The 19,511-nt window shown below is 30.3% G+C and carries 20 protein-coding genes; 1 reads left to right on the top strand and 19 read right to left on the bottom strand.

Going from position 1 to position 19,511, the window contains the following annotated elements; translation table 11 throughout:
- Nucleotides 1–39: 39 nt before the first annotated feature.
- The 13 genes from BMY79_RS03105 to proB all read right to left on the bottom strand — a co-directional run bounded on the left by BMY79_RS03105 (nt 40) and on the right by proB (nt 12,807).
- The gene (locus tag BMY79_RS03105) at nt 40–1,527 is read right to left on the bottom strand and encodes a peptidoglycan D,D-transpeptidase FtsI family protein (RefSeq protein WP_177176418.1); all 1,488 of its coding nucleotides are present in this window, start codon (nt 1,525–1,527) and stop codon (nt 40–42) included.
- The gene (locus tag BMY79_RS03100; RefSeq protein WP_074730398.1) at nt 1,493–2,902 is read right to left on the bottom strand and encodes an FtsW/RodA/SpoVE family cell cycle protein; all 1,410 of its coding nucleotides are present in this window, start codon (nt 2,900–2,902) and stop codon (nt 1,493–1,495) included. The genes BMY79_RS03105 and BMY79_RS03100 overlap by 35 nt, the downstream gene beginning before the upstream one ends.
- A gap of 2 nt (nt 2,903–2,904) precedes the next feature.
- Nucleotides 2,905–5,151 carry a U32 family peptidase gene (locus BMY79_RS03095; protein ID WP_074730397.1) on the bottom strand — a complete coding sequence of 749 codons (2,247 nt, stop codon included), beginning with the start codon at nt 5,149–5,151 and terminating at the stop codon, nt 2,905–2,907.
- A gap of 70 nt (nt 5,152–5,221) precedes the next feature.
- Nucleotides 5,222–5,650, bottom strand: a complete 429-nt coding sequence (locus BMY79_RS03090; RefSeq protein WP_022748074.1) for a cell division protein ZapA — start codon at nt 5,648–5,650, stop codon at nt 5,222–5,224.
- A 152-nt stretch (nt 5,651–5,802) separates the two neighbouring features.
- The gene (gene ruvB / locus BMY79_RS03085; protein WP_022748073.1) at nt 5,803–6,801 is read right to left on the bottom strand and encodes a Holliday junction branch migration DNA helicase RuvB; all 999 of its coding nucleotides are present in this window, start codon (nt 6,799–6,801) and stop codon (nt 5,803–5,805) included.
- A gap of 24 nt (nt 6,802–6,825) precedes the next feature.
- Entirely contained in the window at nt 6,826–7,431 is a 606-nt protein-coding gene (gene ruvA / locus BMY79_RS03080) for a Holliday junction branch migration protein RuvA (RefSeq protein WP_074730396.1), read from the bottom strand.
- A 35-nt stretch (nt 7,432–7,466) separates the two neighbouring features.
- Nucleotides 7,467–7,964 (bottom strand): Gx transporter family protein, encoded by a 498-nt coding sequence (locus tag BMY79_RS03075; protein ID WP_022748070.1) that lies wholly within the window; start codon nt 7,962–7,964, stop codon nt 7,467–7,469.
- Nucleotides 7,965–7,992: 28 nt separating this feature from the next.
- Nucleotides 7,993–8,382: a NusG domain II-containing protein gene (locus BMY79_RS03070; protein WP_074730395.1), complete on the bottom strand. Its 390-nt coding sequence runs from the start codon at nt 8,380–8,382 to the stop codon at nt 7,993–7,995.
- Entirely contained in the window at nt 8,382–9,806 is a 1,425-nt protein-coding gene (gene miaB, locus BMY79_RS03065) for a tRNA (N6-isopentenyl adenosine(37)-C2)-methylthiotransferase MiaB (protein ID WP_022748067.1), read from the bottom strand. The genes BMY79_RS03070 and miaB overlap by 1 nt, the downstream gene beginning before the upstream one ends.
- Before the next feature lie 35 nt (nt 9,807–9,841).
- Nucleotides 9,842–11,092, bottom strand: coding sequence for a glutamate-5-semialdehyde dehydrogenase (locus BMY79_RS03060; protein WP_074730394.1), 1,251 nt, complete (start codon nt 11,090–11,092; stop codon nt 9,842–9,844).
- A gap of 48 nt (nt 11,093–11,140) precedes the next feature.
- Nucleotides 11,141–11,728 carry a 5-formyltetrahydrofolate cyclo-ligase gene (locus BMY79_RS03055; RefSeq protein WP_022748064.1) on the bottom strand — a complete coding sequence of 196 codons (588 nt, stop codon included), beginning with the start codon at nt 11,726–11,728 and terminating at the stop codon, nt 11,141–11,143.
- Nucleotides 11,729–11,732: 4 nt separating this feature from the next.
- Complete coding sequence (locus BMY79_RS03050; RefSeq protein WP_022748062.1) at nt 11,733–11,957, bottom strand: DUF896 domain-containing protein; 225 nt, start codon at nt 11,955–11,957, stop codon at nt 11,733–11,735.
- Nucleotides 11,958–11,961: 4 nt separating this feature from the next.
- Nucleotides 11,962–12,807, bottom strand: coding sequence for a glutamate 5-kinase (gene proB, locus BMY79_RS03045; protein ID WP_034226119.1), 846 nt, complete (start codon nt 12,805–12,807; stop codon nt 11,962–11,964).
- A 163-nt stretch (nt 12,808–12,970) separates the two neighbouring features.
- Here proB and BMY79_RS03040 point away from each other — a divergent pair, with 163 nt between their 5' ends.
- Nucleotides 12,971–14,047, top strand: coding sequence for an FAD:protein FMN transferase (locus BMY79_RS03040; RefSeq protein ID WP_074730393.1), 1,077 nt, complete (start codon nt 12,971–12,973; stop codon nt 14,045–14,047).
- Between the two features lie 149 nt (nt 14,048–14,196).
- Here the strand turns inward: BMY79_RS03040 and BMY79_RS03035 are convergent, their stop codons facing one another.
- The 6 genes from BMY79_RS03035 to rsxC form a co-directional block, all read right to left on the bottom strand.
- Complete coding sequence (locus BMY79_RS03035; RefSeq protein WP_074730392.1) at nt 14,197–14,991, bottom strand: RnfABCDGE type electron transport complex subunit B; 795 nt, start codon at nt 14,989–14,991, stop codon at nt 14,197–14,199.
- Nucleotides 14,992–15,003: 12 nt separating this feature from the next.
- Nucleotides 15,004–15,579 carry an electron transport complex protein RnfA gene (locus tag BMY79_RS03030; protein WP_022748057.1) on the bottom strand — a complete coding sequence of 192 codons (576 nt, stop codon included), beginning with the start codon at nt 15,577–15,579 and terminating at the stop codon, nt 15,004–15,006.
- Between the two features lie 15 nt (nt 15,580–15,594).
- Nucleotides 15,595–16,329, bottom strand: a complete 735-nt coding sequence (rsxE, locus tag BMY79_RS03025; protein WP_022748055.1) for an electron transport complex subunit RsxE — start codon at nt 16,327–16,329, stop codon at nt 15,595–15,597.
- Nucleotides 16,329–16,937 (bottom strand): RnfABCDGE type electron transport complex subunit G, encoded by a 609-nt coding sequence (locus tag BMY79_RS03020; RefSeq protein WP_022748054.1) that lies wholly within the window; start codon nt 16,935–16,937, stop codon nt 16,329–16,331. Before BMY79_RS03020 ends, rsxE begins: the two co-directional genes overlap by 1 nt.
- On the bottom strand, nt 16,930–17,889 hold the full coding sequence (locus BMY79_RS03015) for an RnfABCDGE type electron transport complex subunit D (protein WP_022748053.1): 960 nt from the start codon (nt 17,887–17,889) through the stop codon (nt 16,930–16,932). Before BMY79_RS03015 ends, BMY79_RS03020 begins: the two co-directional genes overlap by 8 nt.
- Nucleotides 17,890–17,970: 81 nt before the next feature.
- Nucleotides 17,971–19,290 carry an electron transport complex subunit RsxC gene (rsxC, locus tag BMY79_RS03010; protein WP_074730391.1) on the bottom strand — a complete coding sequence of 440 codons (1,320 nt, stop codon included), beginning with the start codon at nt 19,288–19,290 and terminating at the stop codon, nt 17,971–17,973.
- Nucleotides 19,291–19,511: the final 221 nt, after the last annotated feature.

The raw sequence follows: 19,511 nt of genomic DNA, 5'->3' as shown, positions 1-19,511 counted from the left end.
TAACTAAGTATATCTTACTTTCACTTAATAGGCAAATAATTAATTTTTTGTATTAAAATACTTATCAAATATTTTTTTTGCAACTGGAATGGCATATTTACTGCCATAACCAGACTTCTCGACAACAACAGCTACAGCTATGTCTTCATATCCTTCTTTCTTACCATATCCGACAAACCACGCATTCGTTGTATCTACTGAATCAGCTATCTGTGCTGTACCTGTTTTTCCAAAACACTGATATGATTGTCCTCTTAATCTAGTCGCTGTACCCGATTTTACAACTTCTTGCATATAATTTTGCATTAATTCTGCCTGATCTATATCTAATAATTTTTTATAGCTTTGAGGTTTATTCTCCGTTACTACATCGCCTGAAGGATTTTGTACTTTGTCAACTAGATATGGTTTCATAAGAACACCATTATTGTCAATTGCACTAGCCACCAAGACCATATGAAGTGGTGAAACTAAAGTTTTTCCTTGACCAATTCCTGTACTCATTTTAATAAAGTCAGAATCAGTACTTTTAAATAAAAATTTACTTTTTGATGTTTCTAAATTCAATGGTAAATCTTTACCAAAGAGCATTTTATTACAAAAGCTACTAAATTTCTTAGCATCTAATCCCTTTGCTATGTTAGCATATGCTGAATTACATGATTCTGCAAAAGCACTTTTTAAATTTACTAAACCGTGTCTTTCGTTTCCTGCGTCATGCAAAATATATCCGTTTGATGCAGCCTCTCCACCTCTACAACGATACTTAAATTCATTGTACGACATCTTATTCTCATTATAATATTCTAATGTAGTAAAAATCTTAAATACAGAACCTGGTGTGTATTTTCCTTGTGTTGCTCTATTATATAAAACAGAATCCGAACTTTCCACCAAATTTTTCCATTGTTCATCTATTAAATTTGGATTGAAATCCGGTTTTGAAACAACTGCTAAAATCTTTCCAGTAGATGGCTGCATAACTATAACTGAGCCGTCATAATTGCCTAATCCGTCATAAGCCAATTTTTGCACATCATAATCTAAAGTTGTGACTATATTATCACCTTTATTTTTTTTCTGTGTAACCTCATTATATAACTGATTAAACATAATATCATGTGTTTTTGTCAGTTTCGTATTTTCCTTGCCTTCTAATCCAGATTTTCCATGTGAATTAAAGCCAACAACGTGTGCAAATAAATTGTCATATGGATAAACTCTTCTTCGTTCACCATTGCTTAAAATTTGTGTCTCAGCTAATACTTTTCCATCACTTGTTAGTATTTTTCCCTTATCTACGCGTTCTGCCACAATATTTTGTAGTGAATTATATGGGCAATTTACATATTTTTCGCTCAAAACAATTTGAAAATATAAAAAATATCCCATTAAACACAAAAACATAAAAAAGAAAACATACATAACAACTGTATACTGCCTGTTTGTTTTTTTCTTTTTAGTGACTGTTTCATTCGTATCATCATTTTTTTTAATCATATTCTTCAAGTGTATATTTAGACTCACCTGAAACTTCACCTCCATCAAATGGCTTTAATACTTTTTTGGTTCCTCCACCTTTGTCATTCTTGTCTATATATCTGTCATAATGAATTATATATAATCCTTGAATTATACCAAATATTATCATAGTCGAAAGCAATGAACTTCCACCATAACTTAATAATGGCAAAGTTACACCTGTTGATGGAATAAACTTAGTGACTCCACCAATAGTCAAAAACACTTGGATTGCATACGTTGTACCTAAGCCTAATGCCACCATTTGGTAAAATGAATCCTTCATTTCAATGGATATATTTAAAATCATTAATAAACAACTTATGCAAACCATTATTATGCATAACGCAAAAACTCCACCTAATTCTTCTGATATTGCTGCAAAAATAAAATCCTGAACAACAACCGGAATTTTATCTGGTCTTCCTTGACACAATCCTAGGCCAAACCAGCCTCCTGTACCTATTGCAAATAATGATTGACATATTTGATATCCTTCTTTATCAATTACACTGAGTGGGTTTTGCCAAGCAACTACTCTTTGTTTAACATGATTAAACAATTGCGAAGCAACGAATAAGCCTAAAAAAGTAGAAACAAATCCTCCCAATAGATATAATTCATTTTCAGTTGCAACATAAATCATCATTGTATACGTCATAAAGAAAATAAACGCACTTCCCAAATCCTTCGATGCAATCAACACCAATACATGTAATGCCGCTATTGAGGTTGTAATAATCATTTTTTTTCGATCCACACCTTTTTCCAACATTGATGCAATGAAAAAAACAAATGAAATTTTTACAAATTCCGATGCTTGAAATGAAAATCCTAATATTGAAACAGATAATTTAGCACCATAACTTGTTCTACCTGCTAATAATATAACGAGTAAAGCTACTAATCCAACCGCTGCGTATAGCCATGTGAACTTACGAAAAAATTTTACATTTCTAATTGTTAACGGTATTAAAAGTGAAAAGCACGCAGAAACTAGTAAGATAAAAAATTGCTTCACTGCCTTTTCAACTGATATTCTTGTTAGAATAATAAAACTAATACTCAAAAACATACACATATTATTTAACAATAACTCTGATGCTTTTTTGTAAAAAAGTTTATAAATCAAAAAAATACCATTAAATAATACTAATTGCATCAAATAAAATCCAATAATAAATGGATTTAATGTCGATATAAAAATCACTAAAAAGCCCAAGAAATGTAATATAAAAATTTTTCTTCTTTGCTTTTTATATACTGAGCTTTGCTTTTCTTTATTATTTGTATATCTAAAAACATGAAAGCATTCAAATGTGTACATAAGAAATACAAAAATCATTACATACTTTGAAAGCAGCATCACTAAATGTTCCATTATTATTCAACTCCTCTTTTATAGTGCCCTCTTGTAAAATCTGTAACACTAATATCATCTTTAGCAGAAAAATCAATTAATCGCTTTTCTACATCATTTAAAATTTTAGTTATTTCTTTTTGTGATTCAATAGTGAAATTTAGTCTTACTCTACGGATATTCATTTTTTGTAACTCATCAAGCTTATCTAAAAGATAGACCGGTAAAGTATTGTAAATCACATTGTAGCATTCATCACAATAATTTTTTACAGGAAACAACTTATTATATCTGTCCTTTAAAAATGTCACCGTTTTGTTTTTATCACAACCTAATGTTGTCTTCTTAACACATTGCGCCGACGTCATAAGAGCATAATAACCATAAATTATCATCTCCGAATTATCATTAAATCTTTGAGCTATTTCTCTTTTATTTAATTCTATTGGAACAGTAACAATATCAGCCCCTAAGTTATTAAATTCTTTTGTCGCATTATCATTATATGTATACATGTTATGATCTAAAATCACTTTAAAACCACTCTTTAAAGTTCTTCTCAAATCACAGATATATTCAAATTCCTCATAGTTTTTTACAACAAATCCATCTATATCCATATCTACAAGACTCTTTATAATATCAACATATAATTTAGAAGTGTTATATCTATATATTGCTGGCAAAACAAAATAAGCTTTTTTATCACTTTTTCTAAGCTTACAAATATCTTCTCTAATATCAGCTAATAAATTATTTTTGTTATATGCAACACTTTCTAAATAAACTTCTGAAACAATTTTATTATTTATGACTGATTCTAACATTGTTCTACTTTCAATTGAACAGATAACAGAATTTTTATTAAATATTTCATTGCATTTACTTTCATTACAATAATCTGTCTTAGTTAATTTTGTATTATAAGCTACCTTTTCTAAATCAATTCTTTCAGCCTTATTTTGTAATAACTTGTCTTTTAAACAATTTAAAGCATCGCGTCTTAAATGATTTAAAGCTCCATTAGGCACAAAAATATCATCATCCATATCTATTTTTATTGTTTCAAAATGAAATGGTGTATCTTTTGTTTTGCACATTCTTTTACGTACATCTTCTTCTAAAAGTGGTCTATTTTGCGCTCTATCAACTACATTTCCACTAATTTTTACAACGACATCATCTTTTGAAACTTCTAAAATAGCTTCTGATTCCTTATGCAAAATAAGCTGTCCCCTAATTGGAATATATTGTTCAGCATCAACATATTTTTCAATAACCATATCTTGTAAAACACCTTTTGTTTTCTCATGATTTGGTTTTGATAATGTAATCATATCTTTTCCGTTATGTTCTCTAAGATAACCATCTGTAAAACCACAACGATTTCCAAAATCGGATAACATTTGATAATCTTCTTTGCTAACTTTATATGATAAAATATCATTATTTTCTATGCACTCAATCGCTTTATCTAGATATTTTCTATAAATTGAAACCACACCTGCTGCATATGTAACTTGTTTCATTCGACCTTCGATTTTTAATGAAAAAACGCCTGATTCTATCATTTGTGGTAAATATTCTATTAAAGCCTGATCCTTTGGACTAAGTACAAATTTTTCATTTAAATATACTTCTTTTTTACTGTCTAAAACGGAATATGGAAGTCTACATGGCTGAGCACAACGTCCTCTATTACCACTACGACCTCCTAACATGCTACTTAATAAGCATTGTCCTGAATAACAATAACATAGTGCACCATGTGCAAATGTTTCAATTTCAACGCCCACCTCATCTTGAATTCGTTTTATTTCTTCTAAATTCATTTCTCTAGCAGTTACAACTCTAGTTACGCCTAAATTTTTCATAAATTTAGCACCATCTACACCTGTCACTGTTGTCTGAGTACTTGCATGTATTGGCAAATCAGGAAAATTCTCCCTTATAAGACTAATTGCTCCTAAGTCCTGCACAATAACTGCATCTAAACCATGCTCATAATAAGGTTCTAAAAAGTCAATTAATTTCTCATTAAGTTCCTTATTTTTCATTAATGTATTAACCGTCATATACACTTTTCTATCACGTACATGAGCATAATCTATTGCTTCAAACATTTCTTCCTGCGAGAAATTATTGGCATAAGCTCTTGCTCCAAAAGCGCTTCCTCCAACATATACAGCATCAGCACCTGCCCTGATAACTGCCTTAAAGATTTCAAGTGAACCAGCTGGTGCTAATAGTTCCATCCTGTTTCTATTCATTATAAAATTTTCACCTCATAAATATAAGAAAAGTGTTTACGAATTGATAAAACATATTTTAATTTAAACATTAATCATTTTGATTTTCATTATCTAAAAGTTGCTCTTCTAGAGCTTTCTCTAAACGTTCTTTATTTAACAAGAGCTCTTTATTTTCTGCTTGTAATCTCTTGATTGTTTCTTTATCTTCATCAGATTTCTTTTGATTTGAAATTAAAATATGTTTTAAATCGTATACTTCTTTCTCTTTTGCTTCCATATTGTTTTCTAACTTTTGTGCTAAATCTTTGGCTTTAAAGTAATCATCTGCAATATTTAATTCTAATAATGTAGATTTCATTTGATTTGAAAGTCTTTTAATATCTTCATTTTCTTCTAATTCTTGTATCTTATTATTGATATAAATAGCTACCTTTTGAAGATATTCCTCCTCTTCGTAACCACATAAAGTATAAACTTTTCCGCCAATAACTACTTCTGCACTTGTTTTTGCTGACATATTATTCCCCCAAACTAATATTTTATTTGATTTAACATTAACATTATTTGATATACTTGTTAAAAAAATTTTCTTAAACAATTATATCACATATAAATAATATGTGATATATTTGAATCTAGATTTAATTAATTATGTTAATATGTATTAAATTAACAACATCTTTCAATACCAAAGTGTTCATACACTAAATCCGTTGCAACACGACCTTTAGGTGTTCTAACTATAAAGCCATTCTTTACAAGATATGGTTCATAAACATCTTCAATAGTTCCTGAATCTTCACCTAATGATGCAGCTAATGTCTCTATTCCAACTGGACCTCCACTAAATTTTTCTATTATTGTCATTAAAATATTTCTGTCATTTTTATCTAGACCATATTTATCAACTTCTAATAAATCTAGTGCAAACGTTGCAACATCATATGTGATAATTCCATCATATTTAACCTCTGCAAAATCTCTTACTCTTTTAAGCAAACGATTCGCTAATCTAGGTGTACCTCTTGATCGTCTTGCCAACTCAAAAGCTCCTTCTTCATCAATCCCTACTTCTAATTTCGAAGCAGAAGCAATTATAATAGATTTTAATTCATCAACATTATAATATTCCATATGACTTACAACACCAAATCTATCTCTTAATGGTGCTGAAAGCATACCTGCCCTTGTAGTTGCTCCAACCAAAGTAAAATGAGGTAATTCTAAACGAATTGATCTAGCTGATTCTCCTTTACCAATAACAACATCAATTGTAAAATCTTCCATTGCAGGATACAAAACTTCTTCGACTTGCTTATTCAATCTATGAATTTCATCCACAAACAAGACGTCTCCTTCTGAAAGATTATTTAAAATAGCAGCCATTTCACCTGGTTTAGCAATTGCAGGACCTGAAGTAACTTTGATATTTGTACCCATTTCATTTGCAATAATGTTCGCTAATGTAGTTTTACCTAAACCTGGAGGGCCATAAAATAAAACATGATCTAGTGCCTCTCCACGTTGTTTTGCAGCTTCAATATATATTTTTAAATTATTTTTTATTTTCTCTTGTCCCACATAATCATCTAATGTCTGTGGTCTAAGAGTTTTTTCAATTTTTACATCCTCTTCTTGTATTTTTGTTGAAATAACTCTCTTTTCCATTTTTTAGCCTCTCAAACTTGTATTTTACATATATTTTAATGCGGCTTTTAAAACGTCATCACTTTCCATACCTTCAGTAATAACCACCTTAGAAACTGCATTTAACGCTTCAGTTGAACTAAATCCCAAAGCATTTAATGCTAAAATAGCATCTTCTTTAATTTGTCCCATCTGAACATTATTTTTAGAAGCTGTATTATTATCCAAATTATTTTCTAATGCATCTTCAAGTTTAAGCTTATCTTGTAATTCTAATATTATTCTTTGTGCTGTTTTTGGTCCAATTCCTGGTGCCTTCGATATTGCCTTATTATCTTTTGCCGCAATTGCAAATCTAATCTCATTTGTTGTCATTGCAGACAAAATACCAATTGCGACTTTAGGTCCCACACCATTTACACCAATTAAACACTTAAACACATTTAATTCATCTTTGTTGCAAAATCCATATAATACCATTGCATCTTCACGTACTGCTAAGTAAGTATAAATTTTGACCTCCTGTCCAATTTGTGGAATCATACTGAGTGTTTGATTAGACACAATTAAATTATACCCAACACCTGCTGCTTCAACCACAATACTACTTGCTTCGATTTCTTCAAGCTGTCCTCTTATATATCTATACATATTTTCACCTTACATATTTTATTGCACTATTCAATTTAATCTTTAAATACGCTCATTGTTCTTGTTAATATTTCAAAAGAAACTATTCCTATCAGCAATCCTGTGAATGTTCCAACTATCATAAGTACTGGTATATAATACGAAATTTTATAATTTTCAACTATAAACATAGCTACTATTATTTGACCAATATTATGAAAAACTCCACCATAAATACTAATAGTAATGCAATGAAAAAGATTTGTCTCCTTTAAAAATCCCATTACTATAAGACTCAATGTGGCTCCTGATAATGAATAAATAATACCAAATACATTTCCAAATAAGAAACCTGATAAAACTATTCTTAAAAAAGAAATAGCTACCGCTTCTTTAAAACCAAATACATATATTGCCCATACTGCAATAATATTTGCTAATCCAAGTTTAACACCTGGTATTCCAATATTAAATGGTATTAGCGTTTCTATATAACTAAAGATTAATGCAAGTGCTGTAAAAAAAGCCATTCTAGTTATTTTTTTATTTTGCAAAATATCCTCTCCAACTAATTAAATACAACTATTTCGAAATGGCATCTATATTATCACCATTGTTTACATCATCATACACAACCGTTACAACCACTTTATTTGGCAAACAAACTATTGTCTCGTTCTTTTTAGAAATTTCATGTTGTTTAACACACAATTTATCTGGACATGTTGCACTTTGCATAGATGCTTTTCCATCTTTAATTTGAAGTTCATTTATAACTTTGCCATTATATTTGATTTTTATACTTTGGTTAGTTGCAAGTTCATATTTACCATATTCTTTACCGTTAACTGTAACTATAATACTTTTACCTTCCTTCACCTCAAAAAGGTAAAAGAAGGTAAAAAATATAATAAATATTATTGCCAACGCAAAAAGTAGAAAAAAATCATTTTTTCCCATTTTTTGGGGCATTATACGATTCCTCCTAAGAAGTAGAAACCTTTAGATTCTTCTAATTTAACATTATAAATCTGACCAATCATATCCTCTGTACCTTTAAAATGTACAACTAAGTTATTCTCTAGACGTCCTGTTACTAATGAATCATCGTGCTCGTTTAATCCTTCAACTAAAACTGGTACAACTTTTCCTTCTAAACTTTTGGCTTTTTTGGCAGAAATTTCTTGTACAACTTTTAATAATCGATTAAATCTATCTTTAATAACGTCATGTGGAACCTGATTATCCATTGTTGCAGCTGGTGTACCTGTACGTTTTGAATAAATAAAAGTAAATGCACTATCATATTCAACTTCTTTAACGACATTTAATGTTTCTTCAAAGTCTTCTTCTGTTTCGCCAGGAAAACCAACAATAATATCTGTTGTAATAGCAATATCTGGAATTGCTTCTCTTAATTTTCTAACAATATCTAAATATTTTTCTTTGTCATAATGTCTATTCATTACTTTTAAGATTCTTGAACTTCCAGACTGAAGAGGCAAATGCATATGACCACATACCTTATCACACTCTTTCATTGCTAAAATTAAATCGTCTGATAAATCTTTTGGATGTGATGTCATAAATCTAATACGTTTTAATCCTTCAATTTTATTAACTTCACGTAAAAGATTTGCAAAACTCATTGGATTATCTAAATTCTTACCATATGAGTTAACGTTTTGTCCGAGTAACATAACCTCGCATACACCATCGGCTACTAATCCTTCAATTTCTCTGATTATATCCTTTGGCTCACGGCTTTTTTCTCTTCCTCTTACATATGGAACTATGCAATAACTGCAGAAGTTGTTGCATCCAAACATAATATTAACTCCTGATTTGAATTTAAACTTACGTTTAATTGGCAAATCTTCAACTATTTTATCATTTTCTTTCCATACATCAATAATTTGTTTATTAGAAGATAAACATCTGTATACTAATTCTGCAAATTTATAAATATTATGTGTTCCAAAAATCAAATTCACATGTTTATAGCTTTTCTTTAATTTTTCTACTACACCTGGCTCTTGCATCATGCAGCCACATAATCCAATAATCATATGAGGATTTTTCTTTTTATAACTCTGAAGATATCCTAATCTTCCCCATACTTTATTATCAGCATTCTCTCTTACTGTACAAGTATTGTACATAACAAAATCAGCATGTTCATCTTCTACTTCAACATAGCCCATTTCTGTTAAAATACCAACTAATTTTTCTGAATCTCTTGCATTCATTTGGCATCCAAATGTTACAACAGAAAAAGTTAATTTTCTACCAAGTTCTTTTTCCTTGATACTAACTAATTCTTTTGCTTTTTCCATGTACTCATATTGTTTTTTTGATTCCTGTTCAGGTGTTAAATTTAATTCAAAATCTCTCATATATTCCTCTACTTCTATTTTATTTCATTTTGAAACTATCTTATCTGACCGTTTCCATAAATGATATATTTCGAACTTGTTAGTGCTTCTAAACCCATTGGTCCTCTTGCATGTATTTTTTGCGTGCTAATACCTATTTCCGCACCAAATCCAAATTCATTTCCGTCTGTAAATCTTGTTGATGCATTAACATATACACATGCAGCATCTATTTCATCTAAAAATTTCTGTGCTCTAGAATAATTTTCTGTAATAATTGCTTCGGAATGTCCTGTATTATATCGATTTATATGCTTAATAGCCTCTTCAATCGACTCAACAACTTTAACAGATATTTTATAATCTAGATATTCCATACCCCAATCTTCTTCTGTAGCCTCATATACTGATGTCACATCGCCTAAACATGCCATTGCCTCTTCATCTACATACAACTTTACTTTTTTATTTGTTAAAACAGTATAAAGTCTTGGCAAAAATTCACTAGCTATTTTTTTATTTATAACCAATGATTCTGCTGCATTACAAACTCCGATACGTTGAGTTTTTGCATTCTCAATAATCGCAATAGCTTTATCAAAATCAGCACTTTCATCAACATAAATATGACAATTTCCTGTTCCTGTTTCTATTACAGGTATTGTTGAATTATCAACAACTGACTTTATTAAGCCCTTTCCACCTCTTGGAATTAACACATCAATATATTGATTCATTTTCATCAGCTCATATGTTTTTTCTCTAGAAGTATCTTCAATAATTGAAACAGCATCGATCGGTGCTTCATTTTTAAGCAATGCCTTTTTTAAGCAATTTACAATGGCAATATTTGAATTTATAGCATCTTTACCACCTTTTAAGATTGCACAATTACCTGTTTTTAAGCATAATCCAAAAACATCCGATGTAACGTTAGGTCTAGCCTCGTATATTACGCCTACAACACCAAGTGGAACTACCTTTTTCCCGATTAAAAGTCCATTTGGTCGCTTATTCATAGACAATACATTACCTATTGGATCATCTAAATTAGCGATTTGTCTTACACCCTCTGCCATATCTTCTATTCTCTCAACTGTTAATAACAAGCGATCTTGCAAGCCTTGTGGCATATTATTTTCAACAGCATTTTTCATGTCAACTTTATTAGCTGCTATAATAGCTTCACTATCTTCTATAAGCTGTTCAGCTGCATCCATTAATATTTTATTTTTTTCATTTGTTGTCAATTTTGCTACATCATGTTTTACTTCAAAAGCCTTTTTACATAAATTTTTTATTTCCATGCTTCTCCTCCAATTATAAAATTATTCTTAATAAAGATTATTGTATCTTTATGCTGTAATAACTTCATCTAAAACCACATCATACTCTTGTGAATATGTTGTAGGATAAATCTGCTCTTCAAATGCAATACCTATTTTTAATAAATTAGGATATTTTTCAAAAAATCTATCATAATATCCCTTACCATATCCCATTCTATCGCCTTTTCTCGTAAAAGCAACACCTGGAGTATATGTAATAATTTGATGTTTACTAGATTTATTTAAATCAGTCTCTTGGCAACTAATCAAATCATATATTCTATCATCAAACGCTTTACAAATTGCCTTAGGTTCTCTAACATTAAATGTACCTTTTTCTAAATCATCTAATGATTTAATTTTAAAAAATTGCATACTATCCTCCTCTACTTTAGGTAAATATACACTCTTTCCATCAGATAATGCTTTTGTAATTAATTCATCTAAATTAACTTCATCTTCTAATGCTGCATATGCGAAAATGATATCACTTAAAGCATACTCTTTTGACTCTACAATTTTTTTGACAATTTTTTGACTTTTTTGATTTTTAACATCTTTTGGTATTTTTTTTCTTTGTGCTAAAGCATTCTTTCTAAATTCTTTTTTATCCATAAAATTAATGTCCTTTATGGTTCTTAGCGTGCTCTTCTCCTAAATTTTTAATTGTACCATCTGGTTGAACCATATCTATATTATTTAGTTGACTAGCAACATTTTGCTTGATATCAGCAATAAATTCTTTCCTTAAAATTAATTGTTCTTTCTTTTCTTCAGGTGTTAAACCCTGATCTTTAGATTTACGATACAATTCATTAATTCGATCAATTTTTTCTTTTGTCATTTCACTACCCTATACTTTCTATAATAAAATTTGCCAAATTAAAATTAGGATTATTCTTCCTATTAAATTTAGTACCCTTATAATTGCCATCAAAAATTTTGCTAATAACACTAATATCAGAAGCATTAGCAATTATCATGTCAGCACCAGATTCTGTTGCAACTTTGGCTGCCATTAATTTGGTGGCCATTCCACCTGTACCTATATCACTTCCAGTACTTCCCTTTGCCATCGACAAAATATCAGCATTAATCTCCGATACTTCTTCTATTAACTCAGCATTTGGATTACCATGTGGATCATCGGTATATAAACCATCAATATCTGATAATAAAATCAATAAATCTGCCTCAACTAAAGAAGCTACTAGCGCCGATAAAGTATCATTATCTCCGAACTTCATCTCATAAGTACTAACTGTATCATTTTCATTTACAATAGGAACAACTCCCATATTAAATAACTCATCAAATGTGTTTTTAGCATTATCTCTAGACACCGGATTAATCATTGTGTTCTTCGTCAGCAAGATCTGACCAGCAATATGATTATATTCGCCAAAAAATTTCTGATAAGTCATCATTAACCTGCTTTGTCCTACAGCGGCACAAGCCTGTTTTGTAGATGTTGTAGTGGGGCGTTCTTTTAGATTTAATGCCTTGCGTCCAACAGCTATCGCACCAGAACTAACTAGACATACATCTATTCCACGATTTTGTAAATCGCATAACTGCCTTACTAAATGTTCAATTTTAATAAAATCCTGATTACCTGTCTCTTCGTGTGTAAGAGACGACGAACCGATTTTAATTACAACTCTTTTGTATTTTTTATTTTGTCTCATTCTCATTCACCTTTCTACAATCATCTATAAACATTCAACTTATACAATATCATAAAACCCAATAATCAGCAAGTAAAATTTTAGAACTTATTTTCGAATAGCAGATTAATGACATTTATTATTTAGTGTGATATTATTGAGTTACATATAATTATCGGAGGGAAAAGACATGAAACATTCAAAAAAAGTGGTATCATTGACATTAATTACTATTTTTTTACTAGTAATTACGTTTACCATATCTAAATATATTTATGAGGAAAAAAATTTATCAACTAAACCTATAACTAAATCTAATTTTTCTTTAGATACGATTATAACTATCACTGTTTATAATACTGAAGACGAAAAATACATTAATAAATGTTTTGAAATAATTAACAAATATGATAATCTATTTTCTGTATCCAAAAAAAATAGTGATATTTCTAAAATAAACAATAATCCAAACCAATTTGTACATGTAAATTCAGACACTATAGAGCTACTAAAATATTCAATTAAAGCTGCCAAAGATACGAACGGTTTATTCGATCCAACGATAGGTAAGCTTACAGATTTATGGGATATATCTGACAAAGCAAAAAAAACAGACGCTACAGGTAATTTAGATGATAAAAAAAATATTCCACCTTCTCAAAAAATTAATAGTTTATTATCTCACATAAATTATGAAAATATAAAAATAAAAAATAATTCTGTTAAACTTAGTGATTCGAACTCAAAAATTGATTTAGGTGGAATTGCCAAAGGATACATTGCGGATAAATTAAAAGAATATCTTAATACTACTTCTCTACACGAAAGAGCAATTATAAATTTAGGCGGAAATATTTTAACTATAAATAAAAAAAAATCTTCTGAATTTAATATTGGCATTCAAAAACCTTTTTCGCCAAACACTACGATAGGTTCTTTACGCGTATCTAATAAATCTGTTGTTACTTCAGGTATATATGAACGCTTTTTTAAATGTGACAACAAAATATATCATCACATACTTAGTACTTCAAACGGATATCCTGTTGAAAACAACCTAGAAGGGGTAACTATTATCACCAAAAAATCTACAACTGCAGATGCTTTAAGTACAAGTGTTTTTACAATGGGATTACACGACGGGAAAAAATACATCGAAAATCTCAAAAACGTTGAAGCAATATTTATTACAAAAGACAAAAAAATATACCTCACCAAAGGAGTTAAAAATTTTAAATTAACAGACAATACTTATACCTTATCTTAACCTAAAAAAATATACAACTTAATTTAATAGATATATTTTTTTACATATAAAATTAAGTTTAATGCATATAAAAATGATCTTAATATATCTTGCTTGCCTTTAGCAATACAATGATAATTAAGATCATTTTTTCTATTATTACTAAACAACTATAAAATAATTTTCTTTGGACATTTTTCCGCACAAATTCCACAACCTGTACATTTTTCCTGATCTATGTGAGCCAAATTATCAGTAACTGATATAGCACCAACAGGGCAATTTTTTTCACATAAATGACAAGCTATACATCCAACAGAACAAGCTTTCATAACATCTTTACCCTTATCTTTTGAGCTACATTTTACAATATGAGCTGCATTATATGGTACAAGCTCAATTAATTTTTGTGGACATGCATCTATACATTTTCCACATGCTTTACATTCTAATGGATCTACTTGGGCTATTTTTCCATCTACAATATGAATTGCACCAAATGGACATGCCTCTACACATTCACCAAATCCTAAGCAACCATAACGACAAGACTTTGCTCCTCCGTTAGGAACAAATTTTACGTCTGAACACTTTTTATTTCCTGTATATACGTAGAAATCTTTTGTCTTATCACAGGTACCAGAGCATTTAACAAAAGCGACTTTTTTCTCTTCACTTTCTGCTTTTACCCCCATTATATCGCCCACGAGTTTAGCAACTGGCGGACCACCGACCGGGCATTGATTAACAGGTGCTTCACCTTTTACAATAGCTGCTGCCAAACCAGAACAGCCTGCATAACCACAGCCGCCACAGTTATTTCCTGGTAATACATCAACTATTTTTTCTTCTCTTTCATCAACCGGAACTTTAAATTTTTCTCCTGCCAGCCCTAGAAAAATTGCTATTAATAAACCTACACATCCTACAACAATAGCAGGAATTATAATTGCAGTAATATTCATTCGTCATTCCCCCTAAATCATACCTGAAAATCCCATGAATGCAATTGACATTAAGCACGCAATAAGTAATACTGTTGCAGTTCCTTGAAATGTTTTAGGTATGTCATTATATTCAATTTTTTCACGTATTCCAGCCATAAGTACAATAGCAATCAAAAATCCGATTCCTGTCGTAAAACCATATACTACACTCTCTAATACATTATAATCATATGTAACACTATTAATTGCAACACCTAAAACCGCACAGTTTGTTGTAATCAATGGTAAATATACGCCAAGTGCTTTGTATAATGATGGAATTGATTTTTTAAGAAACATTTCAACAAATTGAACTAAAGCCGCTATAACTAAAATAAATACTATTGTTTTCAAATACTCTATATCTAACGGTTTTAAAATGAATTTATATATTAAGCTTGTAATAAATGCTGACATTGTAATTACAAAAACTACTGCGCCTCCCATTCCAGCTGCTGTTTCTTTTTTCTTTGAAACACCAAGAAAAGCACAAATTCCAAGGAATTGACTAAGCACAACATTATTTACAATAGCAGAACTAATTGCAATAACTAGCAAAGCTTTCATTTATTTTTACCTCCTTTATTTACTATTTTGTTTATCCTTATCATTAGATTTTAAATTGTTCTCTACACCACCGCATAATGTTGCATTCGAACAACCTAGACAAGCTCCACTTAAGCATCCTGATGGTGGTGCTAAAGGAGTACCTTTCTTTTCCATTTTTTTTCTAACAATATTCATTCCAGCAACTAAAAAAGCTAATACAAGAAAAGCTCCTGGTGCCATAATAAAAATTGTCATTGGTGTAAAACCTTTAATTTGTTTTAAAACTGGAAAACCTAACATTGTTCCAGCTCCAATTGTTTCACGAACCAAACCAATGAAAAATAAGCCAATAGTAAATCCTAATCCCATACCGATACCATCAAAAATTGAAGGTATTACAGGATTTTTTGAAGCGTAACTTTCGGCACGCCCTAAAATAATACAGTTTACAACAATAAGAGGAATATAAACTCCTAATGCTGCTGACAATGATGGCAAATATGCTTTCATTACAAATTCAACCACAGTAACTAAAGATGCAACAATAACAATATATGCAGGCATTCTTACGCCATTTGGGATTGTCTTTCTAAAAAATGAAATAATAAGATTTGATAAAATCAAAACTACAGTTGTAGAAAGTCCCATTCCAATACCGTTTATTGCTGAAGAGGTTACAGCTAATGTTGGACACATACCTAACATTAAAACAAATGTAGGATTTTCTTTAATTATACCGTTATATAATCTTTCTGTATTCTTTCCCATTATGCCTTACCTCCTTTTAGATTTGTCTTAAATGTCTCTATAGCCGCATTGCATCCATTAGATACAGCTTTTGAAGTAATTGTAGCACCTGTAATTGCTTGAATTTCATTATCTTGTGAAGGTTTTTGTTTTACAACCTCAAGTTTATCAACTTTCTTATTTTTGAACTGATTTGAAAACTCATTTTCACTTGCTTTTAATCCTAAGCCAGGTGTTTCTCCTGAAGCGGTAATAGAATATCCATTTAATGTTCCATCATTTTTTATACCAACTGAAAAAGTAATACTTCCCTGGCTACCATCCTTTGCTGTAACAGTAAGTACATAACCAATCACTTTTCCATTTTTATCCTTAGCTTCTTGTATATCTTCTATTACATCATCATAACCTTTTTTGCTTAATTGTTTGTTTATTTTATTTTTGTTGAACGAATGTTTTTTAAACGAATCAGCATCTTTAAAAACTGCTTTATATGCTGTTTGAGCTGTTTTTTCTTCTGCGGCATCTATTGGTCCCTTTGTAATATTATAAACAGCCCCCAATATAAATCCTAAAATCAAAGTAAATGCTGTAAGAATCAAAGCATCATGTATAATTTTTTTATTCATTTTTCTTTGCCTCCTTACTTACACCAAATGCAGTTGGAATTGTATTGTCTTCTATTATAGGAACTAACAAATTGCTTAAAATAATTGCAAATGAAACGCCTTCTGCATTTGCCCCAAAGCATCTAAACAATCCTGTTAAAACTCCACAACAAATTCCAAATATAAGTCTTCCTCTTGGTGTGATTGGTGATGTCACATAATCAGTTGCCATAAAGAATGCACCTAACATCAAACCACCACCACAAATTTCAGCAATGATATAATTAACATCAAATTGATATTTTCCAAAAATTGAGATAAATACAACAAATGATAATATGTAACTTGCTGGTATTGTTAAATCAATAACTCCTACTAAAATAAGGAAAGCTGCACCAAGTACGATTGCAACTGTTGATGTTTCACCAATTGTACCCGCTGTTTGACCAAGTAACATTTTCAAAGAATTGACATTTGACATACCCTCATTTTTTATTACTGCAAGTGGTGTTGCTCCTGAATATGCATCAATATTAAAATTTGTCATATCTGCAGCAAATGAAATTAATAAAAAGCATCTAGCACCTAATGCTGGATTCATGAAATTTTGACCCAAGCCGCCAAATAACATTTTTACTATTATAATTGCAAATATACCACCAACTGCTGCTTCCCAGAAAGGAAGAGTTGCTGGTAAGTTTAATCCCAAAAGCAAACCGGTTACAACACAACTTAAATCTGATATTGTGCTTTCTTTTTTCACGATTTTATTAAAACATAACTCTGATAAAACACATGATAAAATTGATACTAACACAACAATTAGTGCTCTGATTCCAAAATTATATATTCCAAAGAAAGTAGCTGGTAATAATGCTAAAATAACATATAACATTATCCTTGCTGTAGAATCATTTGCTCTAATATGTGGTGATGAAGAAACTTGATATAAAACATCATTTTTTTCACTCACAATAGTCACCTCTTCTTCCGTATTATTTTTTTGTATATTTTAACTAGTACTTTGGATATATTTCTTTTCTTGAATTGATTATTATTTTTTTCTTTTTTTTGCTATAAGATTCTTTTTCATAGTCTTTATTGATTGTGCAACTTGTCTTCTTGATGGACATACATATGTGCAACTTCCACACTCTATGCACTCTAATCCATTCCATTTTATAAATTTTTCTTCGCGTCCTTGATCTGCAAATTTATGTAGCCTTGATGGTATTAACTGTTCAGGACACGCCTCAACACATCTTCCACAATTAATACATGCTCTTGTTTCAACTTTAGATACAACATCTTCTTTAAAGCAAAGTATTGATGAGGATGTTTTTGTCATTGGAATGTCTAAAGAAAACATAGAAAACCCCATCATAGGTCCACCTGAAACGATTTTTTCAGGTTCAACTACAAAACCACCTGCTGCTTCTATAATTTGTTTATAACTTGTTCCAATACTATACAAATAATTGCCTGGATTTTTCACAGCATTTCCACTAACTGTAGCTATTCGTTTTATTACTGGACATCCTTTGGTAACCGCTCTGTAAATAGCAATAATCGTCTCAACATTATCAACTATACATCCTGCATCAGCTGGCAACATTTTTGAATTAATTTTTCTTCCAGTTGAAGCAAATATAAGTTGACGTTCGCCACCTTGAGGATACTTTGTTATTAATTGACAAACCTCAAGTCTATCATCTTTTTTAACGATATCATGTATTTTTTCAATAGCTTCTAATTTATTATCCTCTATTCCTAAAATACCTTTTGCGTTTTTAAACAATTTAAGTATGATTTTCATACCACCAATTAGCTCATCCGTATTTTCAAGCATTCTTCTATAATCTGATGTCAAATAAGGTTCACATTCTGCACAATTTGCAATAATGTATTCAATCTTATCTGGATCTTTTGGCGAAAGTTTTACATGGGTTGGAAAACCTGCTCCACCCATACCAACAACTCCAGCCTCTTTTATTCTATTTATTATTTCTTCATTTGAGAGCTTGTTAAAATCTTCAACTTTCTCATATTCTACTTCTGTAAAATTATCATCACTCTCAATAATGATAGAATTTACTAAATCGCCAGTTGCGACTCGTCTTGGTTCAATTGTTTTAACTACACCTGATACTGATGAAAAAATAGGTGAAGAAACAAAACCACCTGATTCAGCAATTTTTTGTCCCTTTAAAACTGTATCCCCTTTTTTTACAATTGGTTGTGCAGGCGCACCAATATGCTGCGATAAAGGAAATACTAATTCTCCCTTGGGTAACACTTCCCTAATAGGTAAATCTCTAGTAAACTTTTTTCCATCAAAAGGATGAATTCCACCTTTAAATGTCCTAACCCCCATCTTTATGCCTCACTTTCCTTTATTTTGTAAAAACAATATAAAATTCGCTATATATGTTTGATAATATTCTTTTTCGCGAATATTTTTCAAACATAATACTATTTTACTTAATTATAACACAACTATTGAACATTTTTACATATATATTGTATTTTTTTCAATACATTTTACAAGTTTTCTCATAATTATTTATCAAAAATATATTTAATTTTGTACATATA

Origin of the sequence: Lachnobacterium bovis, from assembly GCF_900111325.1 — a bacterium.
GTDB classification, from domain to species: domain Bacteria; phylum Bacillota; class Clostridia; order Lachnospirales; family Lachnospiraceae; genus Roseburia; species Roseburia bovis_A.
This window is presented reverse-complemented; position numbering and strand designations above follow the sequence as displayed.